21 protein-coding genes are annotated in these 20,411 nt (G+C 59.2%); 12 read left to right on the top strand and 9 right to left on the bottom strand.

Annotated elements, in window-relative coordinates; all coding sequences use genetic code 11:
- The first annotated feature begins 2 nt into the window (after positions 1-2).
- Positions 3-713 carry a queuosine precursor transporter gene (locus WG936_RS08705; protein ID WP_339572689.1) on the top strand — a complete coding sequence of 237 codons (711 nt, stop codon included), beginning with the start codon at positions 3-5 and terminating at the stop codon, positions 711-713.
- Between the two features lie 4 nt (positions 714-717).
- On the opposite strand, the gene WG936_RS08700 is transcribed toward WG936_RS08705, so the two are convergent.
- Positions 718-2,139, bottom strand: coding sequence for a TM0106 family RecB-like putative nuclease (locus tag WG936_RS08700; protein WP_339572688.1), 1,422 nt, complete (start codon positions 2,137-2,139; stop codon positions 718-720).
- A gap of 80 nt (positions 2,140-2,219) precedes the next feature.
- On the opposite strand from WG936_RS08700, the gene WG936_RS08695 reads away from it, so the two are divergent.
- The 4 genes from WG936_RS08695 (at position 2,220) to WG936_RS08680 (ending at position 5,874) form a co-directional block, all read left to right on the top strand.
- A complete protein-coding gene (locus WG936_RS08695; RefSeq protein ID WP_339564188.1) occupies positions 2,220-2,849 on the top strand; it encodes a DUF6474 family protein in 630 nt (209 codons plus the stop codon).
- Complete coding sequence (locus WG936_RS08690; protein WP_339572687.1) at positions 2,842-5,088, top strand: ATP-dependent RNA helicase; 2,247 nt, start codon at positions 2,842-2,844, stop codon at positions 5,086-5,088. Before WG936_RS08695 ends, WG936_RS08690 begins: the two co-directional genes overlap by 8 nt.
- 60 nt (positions 5,089-5,148) lie before the next feature.
- Positions 5,149-5,598, top strand: coding sequence for a hypothetical protein (locus WG936_RS08685; protein ID WP_339572686.1), 450 nt, complete (start codon positions 5,149-5,151; stop codon positions 5,596-5,598).
- A gap of 78 nt (positions 5,599-5,676) precedes the next feature.
- On the top strand, positions 5,677-5,874 hold the full coding sequence (locus tag WG936_RS08680; protein WP_339564190.1) for a helix-turn-helix transcriptional regulator: 198 nt from the start codon (positions 5,677-5,679) through the stop codon (positions 5,872-5,874).
- 33 nt (positions 5,875-5,907) lie between these two features.
- On the opposite strand, the gene WG936_RS08675 is transcribed toward WG936_RS08680, so the two are convergent.
- Positions 5,908-6,348 carry a phosphatase PAP2 family protein gene (locus WG936_RS08675; protein WP_339572685.1) on the bottom strand — a complete coding sequence of 147 codons (441 nt, stop codon included), beginning with the start codon at positions 6,346-6,348 and terminating at the stop codon, positions 5,908-5,910.
- Positions 6,339-7,097: a TSUP family transporter gene (locus WG936_RS08670; RefSeq protein WP_339572727.1), complete on the bottom strand. Its 759-nt coding sequence runs from the start codon at positions 7,095-7,097 to the stop codon at positions 6,339-6,341. Before WG936_RS08670 ends, WG936_RS08675 begins: the two co-directional genes overlap by 10 nt.
- Positions 7,098-7,162: 65 nt before the next feature.
- Here WG936_RS08670 and WG936_RS08665 point away from each other — a divergent pair, with 65 nt between their 5' ends.
- Complete coding sequence (locus WG936_RS08665) at positions 7,163-8,194, top strand: AbrB family transcriptional regulator (protein ID WP_339572684.1); 1,032 nt, start codon at positions 7,163-7,165, stop codon at positions 8,192-8,194.
- Positions 8,195-8,198: 4 nt separating this feature from the next.
- On the opposite strand, the gene WG936_RS08660 is transcribed toward WG936_RS08665, so the two are convergent.
- Positions 8,199-9,824: a DUF885 domain-containing protein gene (locus WG936_RS08660; RefSeq protein ID WP_339572683.1), complete on the bottom strand. Its 1,626-nt coding sequence runs from the start codon at positions 9,822-9,824 to the stop codon at positions 8,199-8,201.
- 240 nt (positions 9,825-10,064) lie between these two features.
- Here WG936_RS08660 and WG936_RS08655 point away from each other — a divergent pair, with 240 nt between their 5' ends.
- A complete protein-coding gene (locus WG936_RS08655; RefSeq protein WP_339572682.1) occupies positions 10,065-10,988 on the top strand; it encodes an ROK family transcriptional regulator in 924 nt (307 codons plus the stop codon).
- Between the two features lie 37 nt (positions 10,989-11,025).
- Here the strand turns inward: WG936_RS08655 and WG936_RS08650 are convergent, their stop codons facing one another.
- Positions 11,026-11,520 carry a gamma carbonic anhydrase family protein gene (locus WG936_RS08650; protein WP_339564198.1) on the bottom strand — a complete coding sequence of 165 codons (495 nt, stop codon included), beginning with the start codon at positions 11,518-11,520 and terminating at the stop codon, positions 11,026-11,028.
- A complete protein-coding gene (locus tag WG936_RS08645) occupies positions 11,517-12,089 on the bottom strand; it encodes an HAD family hydrolase (protein WP_339572681.1) in 573 nt (190 codons plus the stop codon). Before WG936_RS08645 ends, WG936_RS08650 begins: the two co-directional genes overlap by 4 nt.
- 136 nt (positions 12,090-12,225) lie before the next feature.
- Here WG936_RS08645 and WG936_RS08640 point away from each other — a divergent pair, with 136 nt between their 5' ends.
- Positions 12,226-12,792 (top strand): DNA-3-methyladenine glycosylase, encoded by a 567-nt coding sequence (locus tag WG936_RS08640; RefSeq protein ID WP_339572680.1) that lies wholly within the window; start codon positions 12,226-12,228, stop codon positions 12,790-12,792.
- On the opposite strand, the gene amn is transcribed toward WG936_RS08640, so the two are convergent.
- From amn to WG936_RS08625, 3 genes are all read right to left on the bottom strand, one after another.
- Positions 12,785-14,110 carry an AMP nucleosidase gene (amn, locus tag WG936_RS08635; RefSeq protein WP_339564201.1) on the bottom strand — a complete coding sequence of 442 codons (1,326 nt, stop codon included), beginning with the start codon at positions 14,108-14,110 and terminating at the stop codon, positions 12,785-12,787. The genes WG936_RS08640 and amn overlap by 8 nt on opposite strands.
- A gap of 77 nt (positions 14,111-14,187) precedes the next feature.
- Positions 14,188-15,513, bottom strand: a complete 1,326-nt coding sequence (locus WG936_RS08630; protein WP_339572679.1) for a M20 family metallopeptidase — start codon at positions 15,511-15,513, stop codon at positions 14,188-14,190.
- An 11-nt stretch (positions 15,514-15,524) separates the two neighbouring features.
- The gene (locus WG936_RS08625) at positions 15,525-17,129 is read right to left on the bottom strand and encodes an AbgT family transporter (RefSeq protein ID WP_339572678.1); all 1,605 of its coding nucleotides are present in this window, start codon (positions 17,127-17,129) and stop codon (positions 15,525-15,527) included.
- Positions 17,130-17,463: 334 nt separating this feature from the next.
- Here WG936_RS08625 and WG936_RS08620 point away from each other — a divergent pair, with 334 nt between their 5' ends.
- The 4 genes from WG936_RS08620 (at position 17,464) to WG936_RS08605 (ending at position 20,330) form a co-directional block, all read left to right on the top strand.
- A complete protein-coding gene (locus WG936_RS08620; protein ID WP_339564207.1) occupies positions 17,464-18,042 on the top strand; it encodes a hypothetical protein in 579 nt (192 codons plus the stop codon).
- A gap of 266 nt (positions 18,043-18,308) precedes the next feature.
- Positions 18,309-19,307 carry an alpha/beta hydrolase gene (locus WG936_RS08615; protein ID WP_339572677.1) on the top strand — a complete coding sequence of 333 codons (999 nt, stop codon included), beginning with the start codon at positions 18,309-18,311 and terminating at the stop codon, positions 19,305-19,307.
- Between the two features lie 357 nt (positions 19,308-19,664).
- A complete protein-coding gene (locus tag WG936_RS08610; RefSeq protein WP_339564209.1) occupies positions 19,665-19,970 on the top strand; it encodes a hypothetical protein in 306 nt (101 codons plus the stop codon).
- 48 nt (positions 19,971-20,018) lie between these two features.
- Positions 20,019-20,330, top strand: coding sequence for a hypothetical protein (locus tag WG936_RS08605; RefSeq protein ID WP_339572676.1), 312 nt, complete (start codon positions 20,019-20,021; stop codon positions 20,328-20,330).
- The last annotated feature ends 81 nt before the right edge of the window (positions 20,331-20,411 follow it).

Genomic DNA, 20,411 nt, shown 5'->3' with positions numbered 1-20,411 from the left:
TAATGCTAGTGAATACTTCTAAGTCTGGGGAGGGCGCAGCCTCTTTCGAACAAGCTGCGTCCGTTCATACACCCCGCCACATCACTGTCCAGCGTTCCTTCTACCCGGTGCTGCTCGCGCTCTTCGTCGCGATCTTCATCATTTCCAACATCACCGCCTCTAAAGGCGTAGCCTTCGGCCCCGTCATTACCGACGGCGCCTTCTTCCTCTTCCCCATCGCCTACGTCATCGGCGACGTTCTCTCCGAGTGCTACGGCTTCAAAGCCACACGCAACGCCATTTGGACCGGCTTCGCAGGCATGCTGCTCGCCGTCCTCGCCTTTTATATCGCCATCGCCCTGCCCCGTGCGGACTTCTACGAAGGCCAAGATGCCTTCGCCACCACGCTCGGCCTGGTGCCACAGATCGTCTTGGCCTCGCTCGCCGGATATCTGGTCGGCCAGCTCCTAAACTCATTCACCCTGGTGAAGATGAAAGCGAAAACCGGCGAGAAGTCCCTCTGGGCCCGGCTGCTCTCCTCCACCGTCGTTGGCGAATTCGGCGACACCCTGATTTTCTGCCTCATCGCGGCGCCTGTCATCGGCATCAGCACTATTGAAGATACGGTGAACTACACGATCGTCGGCTTCCTATGGAAGACCGCCGTGGAAGTGTGCATGATGCCAGTGACCTATGCAGTTATCGCGTGGGTGAAGAAGAAAGAAAACTACTAGCGCGTCACAACGGGGCATCCGAGCGTTCTAAGAAATCCCTAACCGCAGCCGTCGCTCGGCAGTCATCTTCGTTGTAGTTCAGCAACGCTGTGCGGGCTGCCGCGGAGCCGGCAGCAGCGTCCAGAAATAAATTCACCGAGCTTTCCCCGTCGACGTCCCCGCTGTAGTGATAACCCGCAGCAGGGGCCACCACTTTCAGGCCAAGTCCGAAGGGGCCGATGAGCTGCGCGCGCACGAGCTGGAAAACATCAACCCAGTATCCGGAATTGATGAATTCTTCCACCTCGGCCACGGTTGGCACACCGGGCTGCCCGGCGAATCGACGAGCTGAGGCGCGCATCCAGTGGTTTTCGCCATGCGCGGAGTAGCAGAACGCGCCGAAGGTCTGGCCGTTAGCTGTTGCCGTAGCGCGGGTATCGCATAGATAAGCCCAAAAATCGGCGAATGCGCTTGCTTCCTCAGCGAGCGACCACGCGGTAAAAGCGTGATACGCCGAGCCGTCCCACGCACCCCAAAGGTAGGCACCCTGGTCAAGGTATGCCTCGAGGTCGATGAATAGCTCTACATCGAACCGTGGAGCGCTCAGCAAACCCCGCGGAACTACCGTCTGACCGGAGCGAAAAGCCGCAGCTAGCAGCGAGGCTTCACCGAGGTCCGCCTCGATAAGACCGCCGACAGTGTGGATGCCACGTTCCCGATACGGGTTGGCGCGGTCGCCGGGCAAAAGTAGCGAAATGTCATCGGCCCGCTCTAGTTCAACAGAACACAGCGACCAGTAGCGGCAGGAATCGCATTCCTTCACTCTGCGAGGGGCACGCGGCGTTTCCACCTGGAGCGCGCGCGTGAGAGCTTCATCCAGCGGCGCGAGGGGTTCTAGGAACGCACGGGTGCGATCTTGGCCAATCGTGCCACCCAGTCCGCAGGACAAATCCATCTCAGATAACGCTCGGCCAGCTAATGCAAGCCGATATGTATCCAAAGCGTGATGTCTGATCTTAAATTCGCCGGTCAGAACACTTCCGAGGCCTAATCTGGGCACTGCGAGGTAGCGCGCCTGCACCCCGGAGTGATTCCGGGCTGCGCGGTGGTTACTCACCATGATCGGAAGGTAGCCATCTTCGAATGCCACGAGGATATCCACTGTGATCTGGAACCTGCCCCATTCGAGCACCGCCTCGGTAATCAGCGTGTCCCCAGCAGCTAGGCATTCGAGGGTCTCAAAATAGGATTTACCTGCGCTAACTCGTCGAAAATAGCGCGCATCCCCCATGGCCGGGGACTGTGGCAGAAGGTTGTGTACGGCGGCGAGGGCGGCGTCGATACGCGCGGCGCGGGCCTGGGCTGCTTCCGTCGGCGGAACGTCGGGGTGCGCAGCGCGTTGCACCGCGCGGTATCGGCAGCCGACCAGTTCGCTCGGGGAAGTCACGATTAATACTCTGCCATGAACGCGCGTTCCGGGACAGGTAGGGTGGTTAAAAGAAACCAACGTAATCCGAGGAGTAAACCATGGGCGTTTTTGAGTCGATCCGCAAGGCACGCGCCAAGACCAAGGCTGAGGTCAAAGCCGCAAAGGCGAGGGCTAAGGCCGAAGTTAAGGTGGCGCAGAAGGATCGCATCCGCCAGCAGAAGCTGCTCGCGCAGCAGGAGCACAAGCTGATCAAGGCTGAGCAGAAGGGCTTGAAGGCTAAGCGCAAGCAGGAGATCAAGCTGGCCAAGACGGAATTGGCAAAGCGCAAGGCGGGTAAGGTCAATAAGAACAATGTGCAGCGTTATGTCGGTGTGGCACGCATGCTGGCTCCGCTGGTACTGCCACTGATGTACCGTGGCATGACTCAAGCTCAAGAGCTGGTGAATAAGCAGCGCGCGCAGAAGCACGGCGTGACCGCGGCTGAGATGTCCCAGTTTGCGGGCCATGGCGCTTCGCTCAAGGCTCGCATCACCGGCCTGCGCAAGAATGTGGACGAGGCTCCACTGCCACGCGGTTTCAAGCTTGATGCCAACGAGCGCCTTGATGAGCTGGATAAGGCCGTGGACAACGCCGAGTTCATGACCCCAGAGCAGCGCCGTCGTGCGCATCGCTCTATCACTTCTGACCTCGACATGGTCGCTGGACAGATCCAAGAAAAGCTTGTTTGATCTCTCCGTCATCGGCGCTGGCCTGCCGGTTCTGCAACGAATCGACCAGCTAGCGCCGCTGCTTGACGACGCCCACCGCGCCGTCATCCAAGCACCGCCTGGCACGGGCAAGACTACGTTGGTGCCGCCGGCGGTGTTTAATGCTGTCGGCGGGCGTGTGATCGTTGTGGCACCGCGACGTGTTGCAGTACGTGCTGCTGCGGCGCGACTGAGTGCGCTTTCCGGCCTGCCCATCGGCTACGCCGTCCGTGGCGCTTCCCGACCTTCCAAGCTTGTCGAATTTCTCACCCCGGGTGTCCTGCTGCGCAGACTCCTGCACGATCCCTTCCTCGAGGGCGTCTCCGCAGTAGTCCTCGACGAAGTTCACGAACGCGGCCTGGATACTGACCTTGTGCTTGGCATGTTGCTCGAGCTCACCGAACTGCGCGAGGACCTCGCCCTAGTCGCTATGTCCGCGACCATTGATGCCTCCCGTTTCGCAACCCTGCTTGGCGACGCCCCGATCCTGGAAACCCCCGCGCTCACGCACCCACTCGACATCCGATACCAACCAATCCCGGGTCGCCTCGCCGGGAAACGCGAGTTCTATGCTGAGTTGGCGCGGCTGGCGGCTTCCCATGTCGGACCACATTCAGTGCTGGTCTTTGTTCCGGGCGTGCGCGAAGTGAACCTAGTCTGCTCAGCGATTGATGCCATACCGCTGCACGGCCGACTCTCTCCCGCCGAGCAGGATGCAGCGCTGTCGAACGACTCCCCGCGGGTAGTGGTGGCAACGAATGTCGCCGAGTCCTCGCTTACTGTGCCCGGTGTCCGGGTGGTCATTGATTCCGGTTTGGCCCGCGTACCCCGGCGCGATCGTGCACGCGGAATGACCGGGTTGTTGACCTCCTCCATCGCCCAGTCATCGGCAGACCAACGCGCCGGCCGTGCCGGACGTGAAGGCCCCGGGCTGGTGATCCGCGCTTATTCTGCTGCGGAATATGCAGCGTTTCAGCCTTTCAGCACCCCGGAAATTTTGTCGGCAGACCTCACCCAAGCGGCATTGTTCATGCATTGTTGGGGTTCTCTGGAGCTACCGTTGCTGGATCAACCGCCGGCGCCTGCCTTGGCGGATGCGGAAGCGGCATTGCGTGAGCTCGGTGCGCTCGCCCCCAATCTGACAGATCTTGGCCGTCAACTCGCGGCGCTACCGCTGGAGCCTCGCCTCGGGCGAGCGCTGCTTGCTACTGGTGATGTTGCAACAGTAGCTTTGCTCTCCGACCAACCCTCCGGCGACATTTCTCGTGGACACGCCCCCGCCCAGGAGGTCCGTCGGCTGTCTTCCTTGGTCTCGGCAGGTCCACGCAATCCCGGACTCACCACCGCGCTGGCTTATCCAGAGTGGATCGGCCACCGAGTTGGGCCGGACACCTATTTGCTTGCCTCCGGCACTCGCGCGACCTGCACAGATGTCCACGACGAGTGGATCGCTTGTGCTGCCGTAACGCGTTCCGCCACCGGTGGCGTGATCCGTGCGGCTACTGCGCTGCCCTTCGACGATGTATTGGCGGTGCTGAGCATCTCTGAGGAAGACTCGGTTCTAGTGGAAGACGGCAAGATCAAGGGAGTTCGGGTGCGCCGCGTGGGCGCAATCCCGCTCTCTTCCACCCCGGTCCGCTTGGAATCAGGACAGGTACAGCAGGCGTTGGCTAATGCGGTGCGTAGCTCTGGGTTGGAGATACTGCGTCTGTCTGCCGATTTTACTGCGCTGCGGGAACGATTGGCGTTTCTGCATGAGCACCTCGGCGCCCCTTGGCCCGATGTTTCAGATGCAGCATTGCAGGACCGGGTTTGTCAGTGGCTGGGGACGTCCCTAGAAATTGGCGCCGCTGCTTTGCAACCGTTGTTGCCGTGGCCTGAGGCTTCTCGGCTCGCAGAGCTTGCCCCGGAACGGCTTCAGGTGACAAGCGGGAATACCCACCGCTTGCACTATGACACGGGAAGACCGGTGTGCCAGGTGAAGTTGCAGGAGTGTTTTGGCCTTGACAGTTCTCCGGAAGTTTGTGGCGTTAAGGTGCAGTTTCATTTGTTGTCTCCTGCGGGGCGTCCGCTCGCAGTGACTGATGATTTAGCTAGCTTCTGGTCCGGCCCTTATGCGGGAGTGCGCGCCGATATGCGGGGCCGCTACCCCAAGCATCCGTGGCCGGAGGATCCGTGGACGGCGCCGGCAACAGCACGTACTAAGAAGCGAAGCCGTTAACGTCCCACCAAATGTAAAGCACACTTGACGTAAAGCTCGTTTTACATTTAGAGTGAGGGTATGCACAAGACAACCTTTGGAAGAATGCGCGGCGGGCATTCCACCACGACCCTATTAGCTCTGTCCACCACCATCGGCTTGAGCATCGCCGCCGCACTAGGTTGGCTGATGTCCCAAAACTACCCAGACATTGCACTCTGGCTAGCTCTCCTCATCGGCATCGCTTGCATGGGTCCTGTCCTTTGCGTTGGCACATGGGCACTGCTGGTGGATCTTTCTACCCTGAAAGGTCGCGCCGAGCGCATCGACGACAGCGTAGAAAACCACTGGTCTCATGATGCCGCCGCCGGTACCGGCACGGACCTGTTAATCGTTCTCGGCCTACTAACCACCGTGGTAAACGTTGGCCACCTAGAGCTCCCGACTAACCATCTAGTCCTCGCGCTTCTCATGATTGGCATGTTGAGCTTTGGCATCCGCTACACCATCGCTAAACGGCAAGGGAGCTAAGGCATGAAGTGCGAAATTGTGCATGGAGCGACCGACTGGCTCATCCGCAAACTTTTCATCGAGCGCAAGGAAAAATAATTGCGCAACTTCCTCCCCGAGGCCCGTAAGCAGCGTGGACTTTCCCAGCTAGCGCTTGCCGACGCCATTGGCGTCTCTCGCCAGACCATCATCTCCATCGAGAAGGGGCGTTTCGACCCTTCCCTCCCCCTCGCCTTTGATCTCGCAAGGTTCTTCAATTGTCCGATCGAGGACCTGTTCCACCCAGGAGAAGCCTAGATTTGGAAATCTTCCCCACCATTCCACGATTTTTCACCCATTTAGCGAGTGAAATCTCCGGAAGGTGGGGAAGATTTTCCTGCCGTAAAACCACCCCAACACCCACATCATCCCAACGGCATAACCAGCAAGAATATCCACCGGTCGATGCACTCCCAAGTACAGACGCGAATATCCCACCAAAGCCGCTAGCCCTATTGCAAGCACAGCAACCCACCACCGTGGCCACAGCAAGACCAGCACACACGCTAGCGCTGCAATCGCGGTGGCATGGCCACTCGGGAAGGAGTAGCTAGGCTCAAAGACCATGGCGTCCGCCGGACGCGGAACCGCAAAAAGAGGTTTGAGCAGGTGCGTCGTGAGGCTCGCCAAGGCCACGGGCAGGGCTAGCCAGGGACGTCGACAAGCAGTCGCGAGCAGCACCGCATAAACCAACACCGCCCAGGGTTGGAATAGAAGGGAGATCAGCCCCATTGCTGCCAGCTGAGATAAACGCTCATGACCACGACCATGGTCAGGAGTGCGATTCGAATGAGTTTTGCCCCGCCACCCAATACTGTTCGGGCACCGATTTGGGCTCCGATCACGTTTGCTACTGCCAAGCCCAAGCCGAGTTCCCACCACACGTGCCCGTGGAGTGCGAATACTGCTAGCGCGCCAAGGTTCGTCGCGGTATTGACCACTTTGGTCAGCGCAGTGGAGGCTAAAAAGTTCTGAGAAAGAACACCAGTAAACAACATGATCAGGAACATGCCGGTACCGGGGCCGAAAATGCCGTCATAAAACGCAATCCCTCCAATACCAAGCAGAGTCAGCATTTGACGGGTTCTTCCCGGCACTGCGAGCGATTCCCCTTTCCCGAAGGAGGGCCTTAAAGCGACGAAGACACCAGCGAAGATCATTAATACGATCACCACCGGTCGCATGACCTCTTTCGACAATAAGGCTGCTACAAGTGCTCCACCACCGGAACACACTGCTGCCAATGGCACGTATCCGAGCAACAGCCGACGATTAACCGGTACATTGCGCACCATCGTCACCGCTGCAGATGCGGTGCCAGATACTGCCGCCAATTTGTTGGTGGCCAGTGCCACTGCTGGCGGCAGCCCTGGTAATACCGCCAGGATCAGTGGGATGAGAATTAGACCACCACCGCCGATCATCGCATCGACCCATCCTGCTGCGGCTGCGCCGGCTATCAGGATTGCCCAAGTTTGCATGCCAATGTCCACGAGTAGACTCCTTGTTTTAGACAGTTTTAGTTATAGCACCCGAGGAATTCCTGATGATGTGGTCGAATCCGGTTCGCTGGACCGTGGTGGTACCGGCAACCATCGGGATCGGGATGCTCTTTGATTACCTGCACGTTCCTGCTGGCTGGATTCTCGCGGCGATCCTCGCAGCCGCCGGAATGTCTATCTCCACCGGCCGCGATCTCCCCGTACATCGAATGGTCAGCCGCGTCGGCCGAAACCTCATCGCAATTATGGCAGCGGCACCCATCGTGGCGGCGGATCCGGTAGAACTCACCCACTTCATCCTCCCTGGACTCGCGATGGCGGTGATCACCATCGGAATCGGCATCGTCGGTGGCCTCATACTCGCACGCTCCACGCCAGAGATCTCGCGAGAAACCGGCGTGCTCTCCATGCTCGCTGGCGGCGCCTCGGTCATGCCCGTGCTAGCCCAGGAACTGGGAGCAGACTTCCGCTACGTCACCCTCACCCAATACTTGCGACTGCTAGCGGTTACGGTCACCCTTCCACTGTTGGTTCCGCTCATGGATGTGCCCCGTGGCGGGGTAGATCACCTGCAGATCAGCTATGACCCCGTCGCGTTGATCGTCATCCTCGGCATCATTGTTGTCGGTGAACCGCTGGGCAAGTTCCTCCGACTGCCAGCACCTACGATCCTTGGCTCCATGTTGCTGACGATTGTGGCCGCGCAGTTCTTCCCCGACCCCGCGGCGCTGGCTTTGCCACCTGTGCTGAAGATTGCCGCATTCATTGCCATCGGTTGGGCAGCTGGTGGTGCACTCTCCGTACCGGCGCTCAAGCTCTTCGCGAGCCAACTACCCGCCACGTTCCTCTTTATTTTCATCCTGCTCGCCGCCAGCGCACTCGCAGCATTTGGCCTGATGTTCTGGCTCGACACCACCTACTTCGAGGCCTATCTCGCCGCCAGCCCCGGCGGCTTGGAGACCGTGCTTGCGCTTGCCGACGAGTTTGGCGCAGGCCCCTCCATTGCCGCCATCCAAGTCATTCGCCTGATAGCGATCCTGCTGGTTGCGGGCTATCTGCCCAAGATTCTCAAGTGAAGTCTTAGCCCAGCAGTTCTTGGCGGAGAATCCCCATCGGGATCGAACCGTGTGCGAGCGCCTTGGTGTGGAAGTCTGAAAGAGACATTCCACTAGCTGTGACATCATCGCGCAACTGCTCCCAGAGCCGCTGGCCGAGAGCATAGGAGGGTGCCTGACCAGGCCACCCCAGGTAACGGTTGATTTCAAATTCGAGGGCACCGGGGCTCATCACGGAGTTTTCCCGGAGGAAGTTCCGTGCGTAGGAAGCATCCCAGCAGGAGGTCCCTTCGGGAACCTTCTTCCCCAGGTGCACGCCAATGTCCAAGACGACGCGGGCGGCGCGGAGGCGACTGGCGTCGAGAAGCCCCATGCGGGTACCGGGATTGGCGTGGTAACCGAGGTCCTCCATGAGTTGCTCGGCGTAGAGCGCCCAGCCTTCGCCGTGCCCGGAGTTCCAACACACTACTCGACGCCACAGATTGAGAGGCGCGAGCAGGGCGGATCCGATTTGCAGGTGATGTCCGGGGACGCCCTCGTGGAAAACCGTGGTGAGCTCCTGCCACTTATGGAAGGTGGTCTCCCCTGGCACTACAGACCACCACATTTGGCCTGGGCGGGAGAAGTCGGCGGCCGGCGGGGTGTAAAAGATTCCGCCCGTACCTGCCTTGTCGATGCAGCACTGGATAGTGCGCAGCTGCTCGGGGATCTCCATATCGAGGGTGTCGATCACATTATCCGCCACGGTCTGCATCCATTGCTGCAGCTCATCGACGCCTTCGATCGTGTAGTCCGGTTCCTTGTTGAGGCGGGAGGCCGCTTCGGCGACTGAGGTTCCCGGACCATAAAGCTCTGCAGCGAGCTGGCGCTGTTGCTCCGAGATCTCCTGCAAGCGGTGCAATCCCCACTCATATGCTTCGTCGAGGTCCACCGCAGCGCCGACGAATTCGCGGGAGAACAACTCGTAGCGTTCACGGCCCACTGCGTCATTGGTGGGGGCGTAGCTGGCGAGGTGCTCCGAGAGCCAGTCCGCCATCGTTGAGAAAGCTTCCTTGGCCACGACGACCTCTGCTTCTGGAGCGCCCAAGGTATCTAGGAAAGAACTCGCGGCGGCCAGATTGTTGCACTCGGTCACCAGCAGGTCGATCTGACGCAACGCGGCCACCCGCCCCTGCCCTGCGGCTAGGGCCAGCGACTCACGATAGCCATGGAGTGCCGCCGGAACTTTAGCCAGTCGGGAGCGAATGGCATCGGGGTCTGACATAAGAGAAAAGGTATCGCGGATGGTTTGCACCGGGGAGGCGACGTTATCCAGTTGCGCGTAGCGTTCCGCCCGGTGGTGCAGATCCAGTTGTAGGCAGAGGCGATCGCGGAGGACGGCTGCCGTGACGTTGTCGACGTGGTCGAAGTCGTCCTCGTCATCATTGTCATCGGTTGCGTCATCGAAGGCATCTACGTCAGCCAGGAGGTCTCGGTCCAATTCAGCCAGGCCGTCCCAGTAGGCCGGAGAGAAATCTTGGAGCTCGCCTTCGTGCCCTGCGATACCCCACGCGGTGGCATCCGTCGGCGAGAGCGCCGCGACGTCAAATACGTAGGCCTCACAGGTGGCGTCGAGCAAGGATGGCTCACGGTTGGGGGATGGCTGAGTCATAATCGGCCAGTCTAACTACTTCCTGTGGACTTGCCGAACTCGCTCATCCCCAGGCCACCATATGTTATAAAATCGTCTTAAGCCGGGAGGTTGGTTGATAGCCCACACCCCCGACCAGCACACCCGAATTAGCAAATCTACTACCCGTCCAATCGGCGTTCTGCCAGCGCATCCGCTATCGAGCGTTGGAAAGCGTCATTTTAGAATTGTTTTTGAGACAGCACCGCTTAGGCGGAATCTATGATTTTGAATATGCACCTCGCGTTTAGCCAGATCTTTGAGAAACCGGCTACTCCTGCTGCACAGGTTCTGTACCACGTTCGGCGTACACCGCATGTTGGTCGTGGCGAACTTGTAAAAGCAACAGGACTTTCTCAGCCGACGATTACGCGCGCGGTCACCGCCCTCACGAGCGCTGGCTTGGTTCGGGAACGCCGCGATCTGATCAACACTGAGCGGCCCGGAAGGCCAGTCGTCCCACTAGAGCTAGCTACCTGGCCCGCCGTGATGATCGGCGTGGCAATCGATAAAGATGATGCCCTCATCGGCTGCCACGACGCCCGTGGTCGCCTGCTGCGCGAAGTAGTGGTCAGCGAGTTCGCCAAGAACTACCAGTGCGAAGACGTCCTCGAATACATCATCGCCGCGATCTACCGCATCAAGGGCGACCTGCTCATGCCGCTGCGTAGCATCGCTTTGACGGCCTCCTCCCAACACTGGAATGATTTCTCCGCCATCCGCGAGCGCCTCGAGTTCGAATTCCACGTTCCCACCATCACCGGTAACACCGCAGCTGCCATCGCGCTGGCCGAAATCCAGCACGACGTAACCCAAGAGCAAGTGCTGGTGCTGTGCTCCGATTTCACCACCTCAGCGGCATTAATTACCGATACTGGTGTGTCCATTCCTTCGGAAAACCTCACCGCCGAGCAGTGGCTGACCTACGCCATTGAGGAACTACGCCCGCAGCAGATCGTCTTCTCTGGCTCCTATTTCACGGATCCGGAGAACCGCGAAACCATCCGCAAGCGCTTCAAAGCTGCCCACGGCGACAAGATCATTCTCCGTTTGACCCGCCCCGAGCTGGAATCCCGGCGCACCATTACCCATGCGCTTTCCCTGTCCATCCTCAATGCGCACCCGCTGGATCTGGCGAAAAGCTAGCCTATTCGGTTCGCTTTTCGACGCCCGCTTTTCGACGCTACAAGCGACCATGCTCCTTAGATAACTCCACATAGCGCCCAGCGTGGGTGACAAACTCCTGGGTGTTGTCGCGTTTGATCTTCGCCGGGATACCCGCGGCAAGAGTGTTATCCGGAATTTCCTGCCCTTCCAGCACGACTGCGCCCGCAGCAATCAGGCAGCCCTCACCGATCTTTGACCTGCTCAGCAGACCCGACTTCATCCCAACCAGAGTGCCATTACCCACGGTAGTGCCGTGGACCAATGCCATGTGACCGATGGTGACGTCATCGCCGAGGATGCACGGCGCATCCCGGTCGACATGCAGCACGGAGCCATCTTGCACATTGGTCCGGGCACCGATGCGGATCTTGTTCACGTCCGCACGGATCACCACGTTGTACCAGATGCTGGCATCCGGCCCGATTTCCACATCACCGATGATCGTGGCATTCGGCGCCACGAACGCAGAAGGATGAATCTTGGGCGCTTTGCCGTTGAATTCCTTGATCATAGAACCGCCTTCAGCGTCTCGACGCCAGTAAAGTGATGCGCGATTAGCCCAAACTCTTCCGCAGCCGCCACATTGGCCTCATTATCGTCAAAGAAGTGCGTCTCCTCTGGCTTTGTCCCCAGCAATTCCAGGGCCTTGCGGTACGCCTCTGGGTCAGGCTTCTCGACCTTGATGTCACAAGACATCGCCACGCTATGAAAATCCCGGAGCCACGTGTGCTTTTCCTTCACCCTTTCGGCCAACCCCTCGGGAATATTGCTCAGCAATCCAACCCGATGCTGCTCACCAAGACTCGTGACCAAATCAACCATCTCCGGATCCGGCTCCAACCAGCCCGCATAATCCGCCTCGATAGCCTGTTGCACATCGAAGGCCTCCAACTGCAGCCGCTGCTTCACCTGCTCCCAATACTCCTCCGCAGTCACACGACCAGCATCGAAGTCCGGGCGCAAATCCCAATACACCGGCCACAGCTCCGGGCCCGAACCAGTAGCATCCTCCAGCGCTTTCAGCGCCGACGGGCTTTGAGTTTTCAGCAGGACACCATAAAGGTCGAAGAGCAGATTCATGGCATCTAGGATACGGAGATTTTTCATCTGGAGGCGGGGTGAGGTGTCAGTTGGGGCGAGGCCGAATTTCTCACACCGGAAGGTCGCACTGCCCGAAAACTTCCATTCAAAGTGAGAAATTCGGCAGAATCAACCCATGGACTTCTTCGCCCGCCCTGCTGATGTCGTCGCTCCGCTGCTACTCAATACCGTCCTCACGCATGACGGTGTCAGCTTGCGAATCACGGAAGTTGAGGCGTATCTCGGCATCAACGATCCTGCTTCCCACGCTGCTCGCGGCCTCACCAAGGCGAATGCCGCGCTGTTCGGGCCGCCAGGGCATCTCTACGTGTACCACTCTTATGGCATCCATAAGGCGGGCAATATTGTGGCGCATCCGCATGGCGAATCCGGCGGAGTCCTCATTCGCGCTGGCGAGATTGTCGCTGGTCAGGACGTCGCAAAGCAGCGGCGCGGCCAGGTCGCCCCGCACAAGCTGGCGTCGGGCCCGGGGAATGTGGGCAAGGCGCTCGGCCTGCTTATCGACGACAATTCCACGCCAATCTCCCTCGATTCTCCCGGCGCATTCAGCCTCGAGCTCCCAGCTCAACCGGCGGAATTTGTTTCGGGGCCGCGAATTGGCATCACCAAGAATCCTGAGGCGCCTTTGAGGTTTTGGATCCTCGGTGAGCGGACGGTCTCGGGCAGGAAAACCCCTATCTAAACGGCACTTCGCCGATCGTGCGTCGTAGTTTGCGGGTACGCAGCCGAGCCGGATCAGCGGCTAGCGCCTCCACGGCGTGCACGGCGCACATGACGTGAGCCTCCTTGGAGGAGGAGTAGAAGGCTTGCGCGGCGGCCGGCAACTTGGGAACGGCGTGGAGCGGCAGGTCAGAGACGGAAAGTAGGGTGCCGTAGGGGACGCGGTATCGGTAGCCGTTGGCCGCGAGAGCAGCGGATTCCATGTCCACTGCCACCGCGGTAGAGCCGCGGAGTTGCTTCCAGAGTCGCTTGGGGGTGTGCCATTCCCAGTTGCGGTCGTCGGTAGACAGTACGGTGCCGGTGCGCATGAGTTCGGCGTCGTCGCCATAGATGGTTCGGACGGCGGATTCGAGGGCGCGCTGCACTTCGGGGATCGCGGGGATGGGGAGGTCGTTGGGCAAGTGCCCGGAGAGGATGTGGTCGCGGCGCTGGTAGGCGTTGCCGAGGATGAGGTCGCCGATGCGCATGCGGCCGTCGAGTCCAGCGCAATGGCCGATCATGATCCAGCATTCGGGGCGCAACACTGCGAGGCAGTCGGTGATGGTCTTGGCGTTGGAGGGGCCAACGCCAATGTTGATCATGGTGATGCCGTCGCCGGCCTCGGTGACCAGGTCATAGCGTGGCATTTGTACGCCATCACGTGGTACCTCGAGCGAGGTGTAGCGGCCGCCGGCGGATTGGCCGAAGCGCACAAACTCGGTGGTGTGCATGTTGTAGTTGGTGAAGAGGATGAATTTCTGTACCGATTCCACGGGGAGCCCGGTGTAGTGCTCGATGCGTTTGCAGGCAATGTCGAAGCGTTGGGCGGTGAAGTGGAACAGTGGCAGTTCTTCGCCGTGGAAGGCTCCCCATTCGCCGTCGATAATCGCGTCGTCAACAGCGTCGAGGGAGGGACGCGGCAGCTTCGATGCCGGTGAGCGTTCGATCGCGGGTGCATCGTCGATGTACTCGGGCGGGATCTGTTCCCCGGAAGCTCCGACGAAGATCTCGCACGGGTAATTGCTGCTGAGGCGCTCCAGCTGCTCCAATAAGTAGGAGCGGATCAGGGCAGGCCGGGAGAGAGTGGCGGCGTAGCGACCGGCACGATCCACATAGCCAAAAGGTTCAGTGCGGTCGATGGGGCGCCATTCAAGGACATCCACCACAAGCTTTGGGTAAACCACCTGTTCATAACCATCTGCGGTGTCGCGTTGCAGCAGTTCCAGACCGAGATCAGTGGCGGCACCATAGAGCTCGATCAGCTTATCGACGGCCTCAGCCGGGCTTCCCATCTGTTCCATATTCGTCAGCCTATCTGTGAACAGGAAAGGCTGCAGCGACGGGAAACTGCCCGTATCCCAAGCCCGCTTCCCAAGCTCTAGCCTCCGAACAGCTCCGCAGTTGTCACCGCTCCCCCGCTTTCTGCAAACTCAGCCCGCGTTGCCGCCAACAACGCAGGATCAGCAATGAGGTCCACCGCTACTTGCGCGAGCCCAACTGCAGCATCTTCCAAGGCCACCATCCCGTCTTCAGAGGCTGCTGCTTCCCGCAGCTCGGCGGTATGCAGGGCCACACCAACGGGCGCGATTTTCACCATCGGGTGGATTCCCGGCACGAGGTGGGACACGTTACCGAAATCGGTGGAAGCAGCGAGCGTTGCGGGGATGACACCAGCTGGAATCGCGGCGCGTCCCCGCCGAGACTGCGTTAAAGCCCACCGGGACACCATGGCTTCGTTATTGCGCACGGGCAGCGTTGCTGGATCGGGGTCCCAGTCCAGCTCAACGGACACCCCGGCCATGAGCGCAGCGCCTTCTAGGATTTCGGAGACGCGGGCGGAAAGCTCCAGCAGTGTCTCTGGGTAGAGCGAGCGCACGTTCAATAGCAGGGACGCAGCGTCTGGGATGATGGAGGGCCGCTCGCCGCCGGTCGGGATCACGGCATGCACACGATCTGAGGGCGGCATCTGTTGGCGCATCAGCCCGATGCCTTGGTAGGCCAAGGTGACGGCATCGAGGGCGTTGCGTCCCATGAATGGTTCGGAGGATGCGTGTGCCGAAACTCCGCGGAAGGTCGCATGCAGGGTGCGCCGGCCAACCCACACGTGGCTACCGATGTCATAGGAAAAGGGGTGGATCATTGCGGCGGCGTCGATGCCTGCGAGCATGCCGGAGCGGATCATTAGCTCCTTGCCGGCGCGCCCTTCTTCTGCCGGAGTGCCGAACAGTACCAGCCGTCCCTGGAAGTCCGAATCCTGCAGTGCTGCCACCGCTCCGAGGAAGCCGCCAACTCCGGCGGTACCGATGAGGTTGTGCCCGCAGGCATGGCCGATGCCAGGAAGGGCATCGTATTCGCTGAGCAGCGCGATGGTGGGGTGCTCCGCCGGGTCGAATTCGGGGGTGCTCCACGTGGCCCGGAAGGCCGTTTCCAGCCCATGCGCTCCCAGCTCCACATCAAAATCGGATAGCAATGCGACAAGACGCTGCTGCGCGTAGGTTTCTTCGAAGGCAACCTCCGGCTGGGCATGGATGTCCCGCGCGGCGGATTCCAGGGCGGGCTTTAGCTTTGCGACGGCAGCAGCCGCCTGCTCCCACAGCGCAGCCTGCTCCGGATAGGCATCGAGGACAGTCGGTGGTGGGGTCAGTTCTCCGATGGCGGTGTCCATCTGGTCATTGACGCGTGCGAGGTAAGCAGAAGAAACCACAGTGAAACCCTTTACTTTGCGATCATGATGTCCGCGCCCGGACCAAGTGGCAGGCCTGTCAGGTACCAGACAAACAGGATGAGTACCCAGGAAAGCCAGAACGGAACCACGAATGGCACTAGGCGACTCATCAAAGTGCCGAGCCCTGCTTCCGGTTCGTAGCGGCGCAGCAGTCCAAGCACGACAATCATGTACGGATTGAGTGGCGTCATTACCTGGGTCGCGGAATCGCCAACGCGGAAGGCGGCCTGGATGAAGGCCGGTTCGTAGCCGAGCAGGGCAAACATTGGAACGAAGACGGCTGCCATGAGCGTCCACATCGCAGAGCCGGAGATGATCACCAGATTGAGGCAGGAGGCGAGGATGATGAAGGCGAGGATCGCCACGAATCCGGTGAGGTGCATGTTTTCTAGAAACGCCGCGCCTTTGACTGCAGTGAAGGTGCCGATGCCGGTCCAGGTAAATAGCGCCACGAACTGGCCGAGGATGAAGGCCAGGACTAGGAAGCTGGTCATGTCCTTCATCGCATAGCCCATCATCTCCACCATGTCAGAGGTGCTGCGAATATTCCCGACGATCCAGCCATACACCAAACCCAGGATCATAAAGTAGGCGAAGACCAGGAAGACAATGGAGTCCATCAGCGGGGACTTGGGCAAGAACTGGCCAGACTCGTTGCGCCACGGCGAGCTCGGTACCAGTACCGATGCAAGCACCAGCACCGTAAGCGCGAAACCTGCGATCAGGGACCACCACAGTGCCTTATTTTCCGTAGCGCTGAGCTGTGGGGAGAGTTCCTCACCGTTTTCGTCGCGGTCACCGCGCGTCTTAGCTTCCTCCGGATCTACGGTCTCTTCTGCTGGTACGCCCAGCTTGACCATGCGAGGCTCTAGAACTTTGTCCGTAATATAGCCGGAAACCAGACCCAGGATTAGGGCGGAGACGAAGTTGAAGTAGAAGTTGGACATTGGGTTCGTCTCAGTCGCCCCGGCATCCGGAATGGAGATCATCACAGCATTGGTGATGCCAGCGAACAGTGCATCAAGACTAGTTGGGAAGAAGGAGGTGGAGTAGCCGGCTCCTACCGCGGCGAAGCCACCCAGCAAGCCCGCGACGGGGTGTCTACCTGCCGCTTTGAATACCATCGCCGCGAGTGGTGGAATAACCACCCACGCAGAGTCAGCCATCACCGAGGCTGAAACGCCGACGATGCCCACCGCATACGGCAGCGTCCAGCGCTTGGCGGAGGCAAAAAGTTTACGAACCAAGGCGCTCAGCATTCCGGAGCGTTCAGCAACACCGACGGCCAGTAAGATTGGCAGCACCGTTAGCAGTGGCGGGAAGCCAATGTAGTTTTTGCCCAGGTTGGTGGTGAACCACGCCATTCCTTCGGAGGTAAACAGGCCTTTGATGCGAAGTTCTTCTGCGCCTGGCACCGCCACTTTCAGTCCCATCACTGCCATGATCGTGGACAGCACACCCGTGGTCAAGAACAGGATAAGAAAGAGGGTGAAGGGCTCCGGCAGTTTGTTGCCCACCACTTCAATGCCGTTGAGCAGGCGGCCACCCAGGGACTCGCCGCTTTTCGACGTCCGGTTCTTCCTCCCCATCGTCATGACTAGTGTCCTTTCCGCACTGTTCTCGCCGCCCCTTTGTGATCCAGGACATACTTGGGGCGAGATTAACAAGTGGAACCGTGCCGAGAGGACACCGAAGCGGGATTGTTATAGGAAGTTAACCTTCCAAGAATTAGCGTCGGACAATTCCATACGGTCTACCTATTTAAAAAGCGGCTCTTTACTTGGCATTTCGACGCGTTATCCTCCACCCTGAGCTGAGGGCTGAGGCAACACATCACCACCCGAAAAAGCGCCAGCATCGTTCCCAAAGTGACCACCGTGAAGGTTGTCGACATGGCAATTTTTGGTCAAGTATGCAATATTGATCACCATGACTTCTTTATCTCGACGTGCCCTCGCTACTTTTGCCCTGACCACCGGCATTGCAGCTGCTCCTGCAGTAGCTCACGCCGACCAGGTCGACCAGGCCCTGGCAGCACTGCCAGCAGGACAGATTTCCTGCGAGCAGGCCACCAAGTACTGGACCAACGAAGCTGACTACAACGACAAGGTCGCCAAGGCACAAATGCTTGCCATGGTTGACTCCCGTGGCCCACAGATTCAAGATGCCCTTGGCCGCATCGACGAAGCTGCAAACCGCTGTGGACTCAAGGGCGGTGGCGCACCTGCCCCGGCCCCGGCACCAGCACCAGAAGCTCCCGCACCAGCTCCTGCTGACAACGGCGGCGCACCAGCACCGCAGGCACCAGCTCCAGCTCCCGCACCTGCCGACAACGGTGGTGCACCAGCACCCGCCCCAGCACAGGCAGCTCCAGCTGGCGCTATCAATCTCGCAGCACCAGGAATGCCTTCCTACAATGTGCAGCTCCCAGGTGGCCAGTGGGTCACCCTGCCAAACCTTCAGCAGATCGTTGCAGACTTCCTAGCTAAGTACGGCATCCACATCTAAACCTGCCGAAACAAGCGTTAATCCCACTGCCATCGCAGTGGGATTTTTTATGTGTCTATCCGCAGTAGACCTGGACCGCTTTTGACAATCCCCTACCGACCGGCCCTATGTCTTTCCATTTCAACTTGATCACGGTACTGTAAAGCTCGGCCGAAGTTTCGCGTGGAAAACCTTAGGTGGAATAGCTATGAATTCCACTTGCAATTCCCAGGACATAGGATAATCTAACCACTATGCACACTAGTCACATCAGTCACACACGTAACGTGTGGACGCGCGCTATCATCGCAACCATTGTCGCGATCACGCTCCTGTTCACTTTTACCCCAGCCGCAAAGGCTGCCAACCGTGACTGGCTGCGTCCAGGCTGTTCTTGGGCGGCCCAAGGCAACTGGATCCAGGCTTGTGAAGTGTGGTCCCCAGCCAACAATCGCAATATGCTGGTCTTCATCCAGGCTTCCAGCGCTGGTGGCGACGGTGGCCTTTATCTCCTTGATGGCGCACAGGTTGGCAAGCGTGACTCCAACTGGGCTTCCTACTCCACCGTTCCCGCTAACTATGCGGATGAAAACGTGACTCTGGTTATGCCGGCCGGCGGCGCAGGCGAGTTCTACTCCGACTGGGCCGCACCAGCTACCAGCAGCCTCTCATCCGGCCCTCAGCGTCCAATGTGGGAATCCTTCCTCGCATACGAGCTCCCAGGATACTTGCAGCAAAACTTCGGAGTATCGCCAAACCGCAATGCTATTGCAGGCGTTTCCATGGGCGCGATCCCAGCACTGACCCTGGCAGCGCACCACCCAGACCAGTTCCGTCAGGCGCATGCCCTTTCCGGTTTCATTGACCCGGCGATGGCTACCCACGTAGGCATGATCGCAGGCTTCAGCGTCGCCATGCTCATCAACGCTGGCGCGTTCATTTGGGATTGGTGGAGCTGGAACCCACTCGAAGCCAGCGCCCGCGCCCTACATGCAGATCCAGTAGCTAACGCAGGTAAGCTTCGCGACGGCGGTGTTGATGTGCACGTATGGTCCGGCAACTCTCACCCTGGCCCCGGCGAGTCCTACCCAGGCTCCCTTGGCCCAGATGCTATTTCAATCCATGGCGAGACGCTGATCAACATGTCCACCGACTCCTTTACCGCCAAAGCACGCAACCAGGGACTTAATGTCCATCGCCACTTCGGCAACGGACTACACACCTGGCAGCCATGGGGTCGCTACATGAGCGACCACAAGGGCGATGTCCTCTGGGCAATCGGCTAGAAACGGACCCCTACAAAGCCCCCATTACCCCCGTAATGGGGGCTTTGGCGTTAGGAAAGAGTTTTCTCAGCAAACCTTAAGGGTGAAAATATGCACCCTGGAGGTGTAACGCAGTTGAAACCAATTAACAGGCACTTTGTTCGCTCCTCTACAGTTTTATTCATATTTATGAATTCGTTATGCCTAAGAATCCGGCAAATGCATACCTGTACAGGGGCTTCACTCGCTAGAAAACCACCCCAGCGGGGAGACTTTAACCGGAATGTGTCATAAGATTCTTCCTGAAGGTTGCGACCACCGCAGCCGAAGGTGCAAGCAAAAGCACTCACATCCATACAAACTGTGAAGGATCACTTCATGCGTAAGTTCGTAAACGTCACCATCGCGGGCGCTACCGCCGTTGCACTAACCTTCGGCGCTACCTCCGTTGCAAACGCTGGCATCTCCTCTGAGGTTGGCGACCAGTGGGAAGCTGACCAGGACGCCGTCGGCACCGACATTTGGGGCTCTTCCAACAAGGACTCCGAAGATCTTCCTGAGTGGGCTGGCAACATGCGTGCCCTCACCTACGCTGGCATCGGCGCAGCAGTCTTCTCCATGCTGATCGCTCCTGCATACAACTTCCTGGCTTACAACAACATCCTCCCACTTCCTAAGTGGTAATCAACCCTTCTCTCTAACCCAACCCAGTCGGGTTGAAAGGAAAACAAAATGCGTAAGTTTAAGAACGCTGCAGTTGCATCTGTAGCTGCTGTTGCACTGACCCTGTCCGGCACCGCAGTTGCGACTGCTGAGCCAGTCCAAGAGGCTGAGCTCTCCACCACCTCTTCCGAGTGGGGCATCTGGCTCAATGGCGATCAGCCATCCAACGGCCAGGACGGCTTCGGCGAAGAGCTCGACTCCGACGCTCCTGCATGGATGAAGTTCTGGAATGTTGGCCTGTACACCCTCGCTGGCGGCGTCATCGGTGGCGCTGTGCTCGCAGGCTTCAACTGGCTCAAGCACGAGGGCATCATCATCTAATTGATGTCTAGCCGCTTGGCTAAAATTTCGTGGGCCCCTTGCGGGTCCACTTTTTTATTTCTATCTTGTCGTCGATTGAAA

The sequence above is a fragment of the Corynebacterium sp. H127 genome, assembly GCF_037482665.1.
Taxonomy (GTDB): Bacteria; Actinomycetota; Actinomycetes; order Mycobacteriales; family Mycobacteriaceae; genus Corynebacterium.
The sequence above is the reverse complement of the archived record's forward strand: the minus strand, read 5'-3'. Positions and strand labels throughout refer to the sequence as shown.

Bases quoted from the DNA above. Each gene is read 5' to 3' on its own strand.
- WG936_RS08695 (WP_339564188.1), top strand. From the start codon at position 2,220: ATGGGCGTTTTTGAGTCGATCCGCAAGGCACGCGCCAAGACCAAGGCT.
- WG936_RS08705 (WP_339572689.1), top strand. From the start codon at position 3: ATGCTAGTGAATACTTCTAAGTCTGGGGAGGGCGCAGCCTCTTTCGAA.
- WG936_RS08655 (WP_339572682.1), top strand. From the start codon at position 10,065: ATGATTTTGAATATGCACCTCGCGTTTAGCCAGATCTTTGAGAAACCG.
- WG936_RS08650 (WP_339564198.1), bottom strand. From the start codon at position 11,520: ATGATCAAGGAATTCAACGGCAAAGCGCCCAAGATTCATCCTTCTGCG.
- WG936_RS08645 (WP_339572681.1), bottom strand. From the start codon at position 12,089: ATGAATCTGCTCTTCGACCTTTATGGTGTCCTGCTGAAAACTCAAAGC.
- WG936_RS08665 (WP_339572684.1), top strand. From the start codon at position 7,163: ATGATGTGGTCGAATCCGGTTCGCTGGACCGTGGTGGTACCGGCAACC.
- WG936_RS08640 (WP_339572680.1), top strand. From the start codon at position 12,226: ATGGACTTCTTCGCCCGCCCTGCTGATGTCGTCGCTCCGCTGCTACTC.
- WG936_RS08605 (WP_339572676.1), top strand. From the start codon at position 20,019: ATGCGTAAGTTTAAGAACGCTGCAGTTGCATCTGTAGCTGCTGTTGCA.
- WG936_RS08660 (WP_339572683.1), bottom strand. From the start codon at position 9,824: ATGACTCAGCCATCCCCCAACCGTGAGCCATCCTTGCTCGACGCCACC.
- WG936_RS08685 (WP_339572686.1), top strand. From the start codon at position 5,149: ATGCACAAGACAACCTTTGGAAGAATGCGCGGCGGGCATTCCACCACG.
- WG936_RS08620 (WP_339564207.1), top strand. From the start codon at position 17,464: ATGACTTCTTTATCTCGACGTGCCCTCGCTACTTTTGCCCTGACCACC.
- amn (WP_339564201.1), bottom strand. From the start codon at position 14,110: ATGGAACAGATGGGAAGCCCGGCTGAGGCCGTCGATAAGCTGATCGAG.
- WG936_RS08610 (WP_339564209.1), top strand. From the start codon at position 19,665: ATGCGTAAGTTCGTAAACGTCACCATCGCGGGCGCTACCGCCGTTGCA.
- WG936_RS08625 (WP_339572678.1), bottom strand. From the start codon at position 17,129: ATGACGATGGGGAGGAAGAACCGGACGTCGAAAAGCGGCGAGTCCCTG.
- WG936_RS08675 (WP_339572685.1), bottom strand. From the start codon at position 6,348: ATGGGGCTGATCTCCCTTCTATTCCAACCCTGGGCGGTGTTGGTTTAT.
- WG936_RS08670 (WP_339572727.1), bottom strand. From the start codon at position 7,097: ATGCAAACTTGGGCAATCCTGATAGCCGGCGCAGCCGCAGCAGGATGG.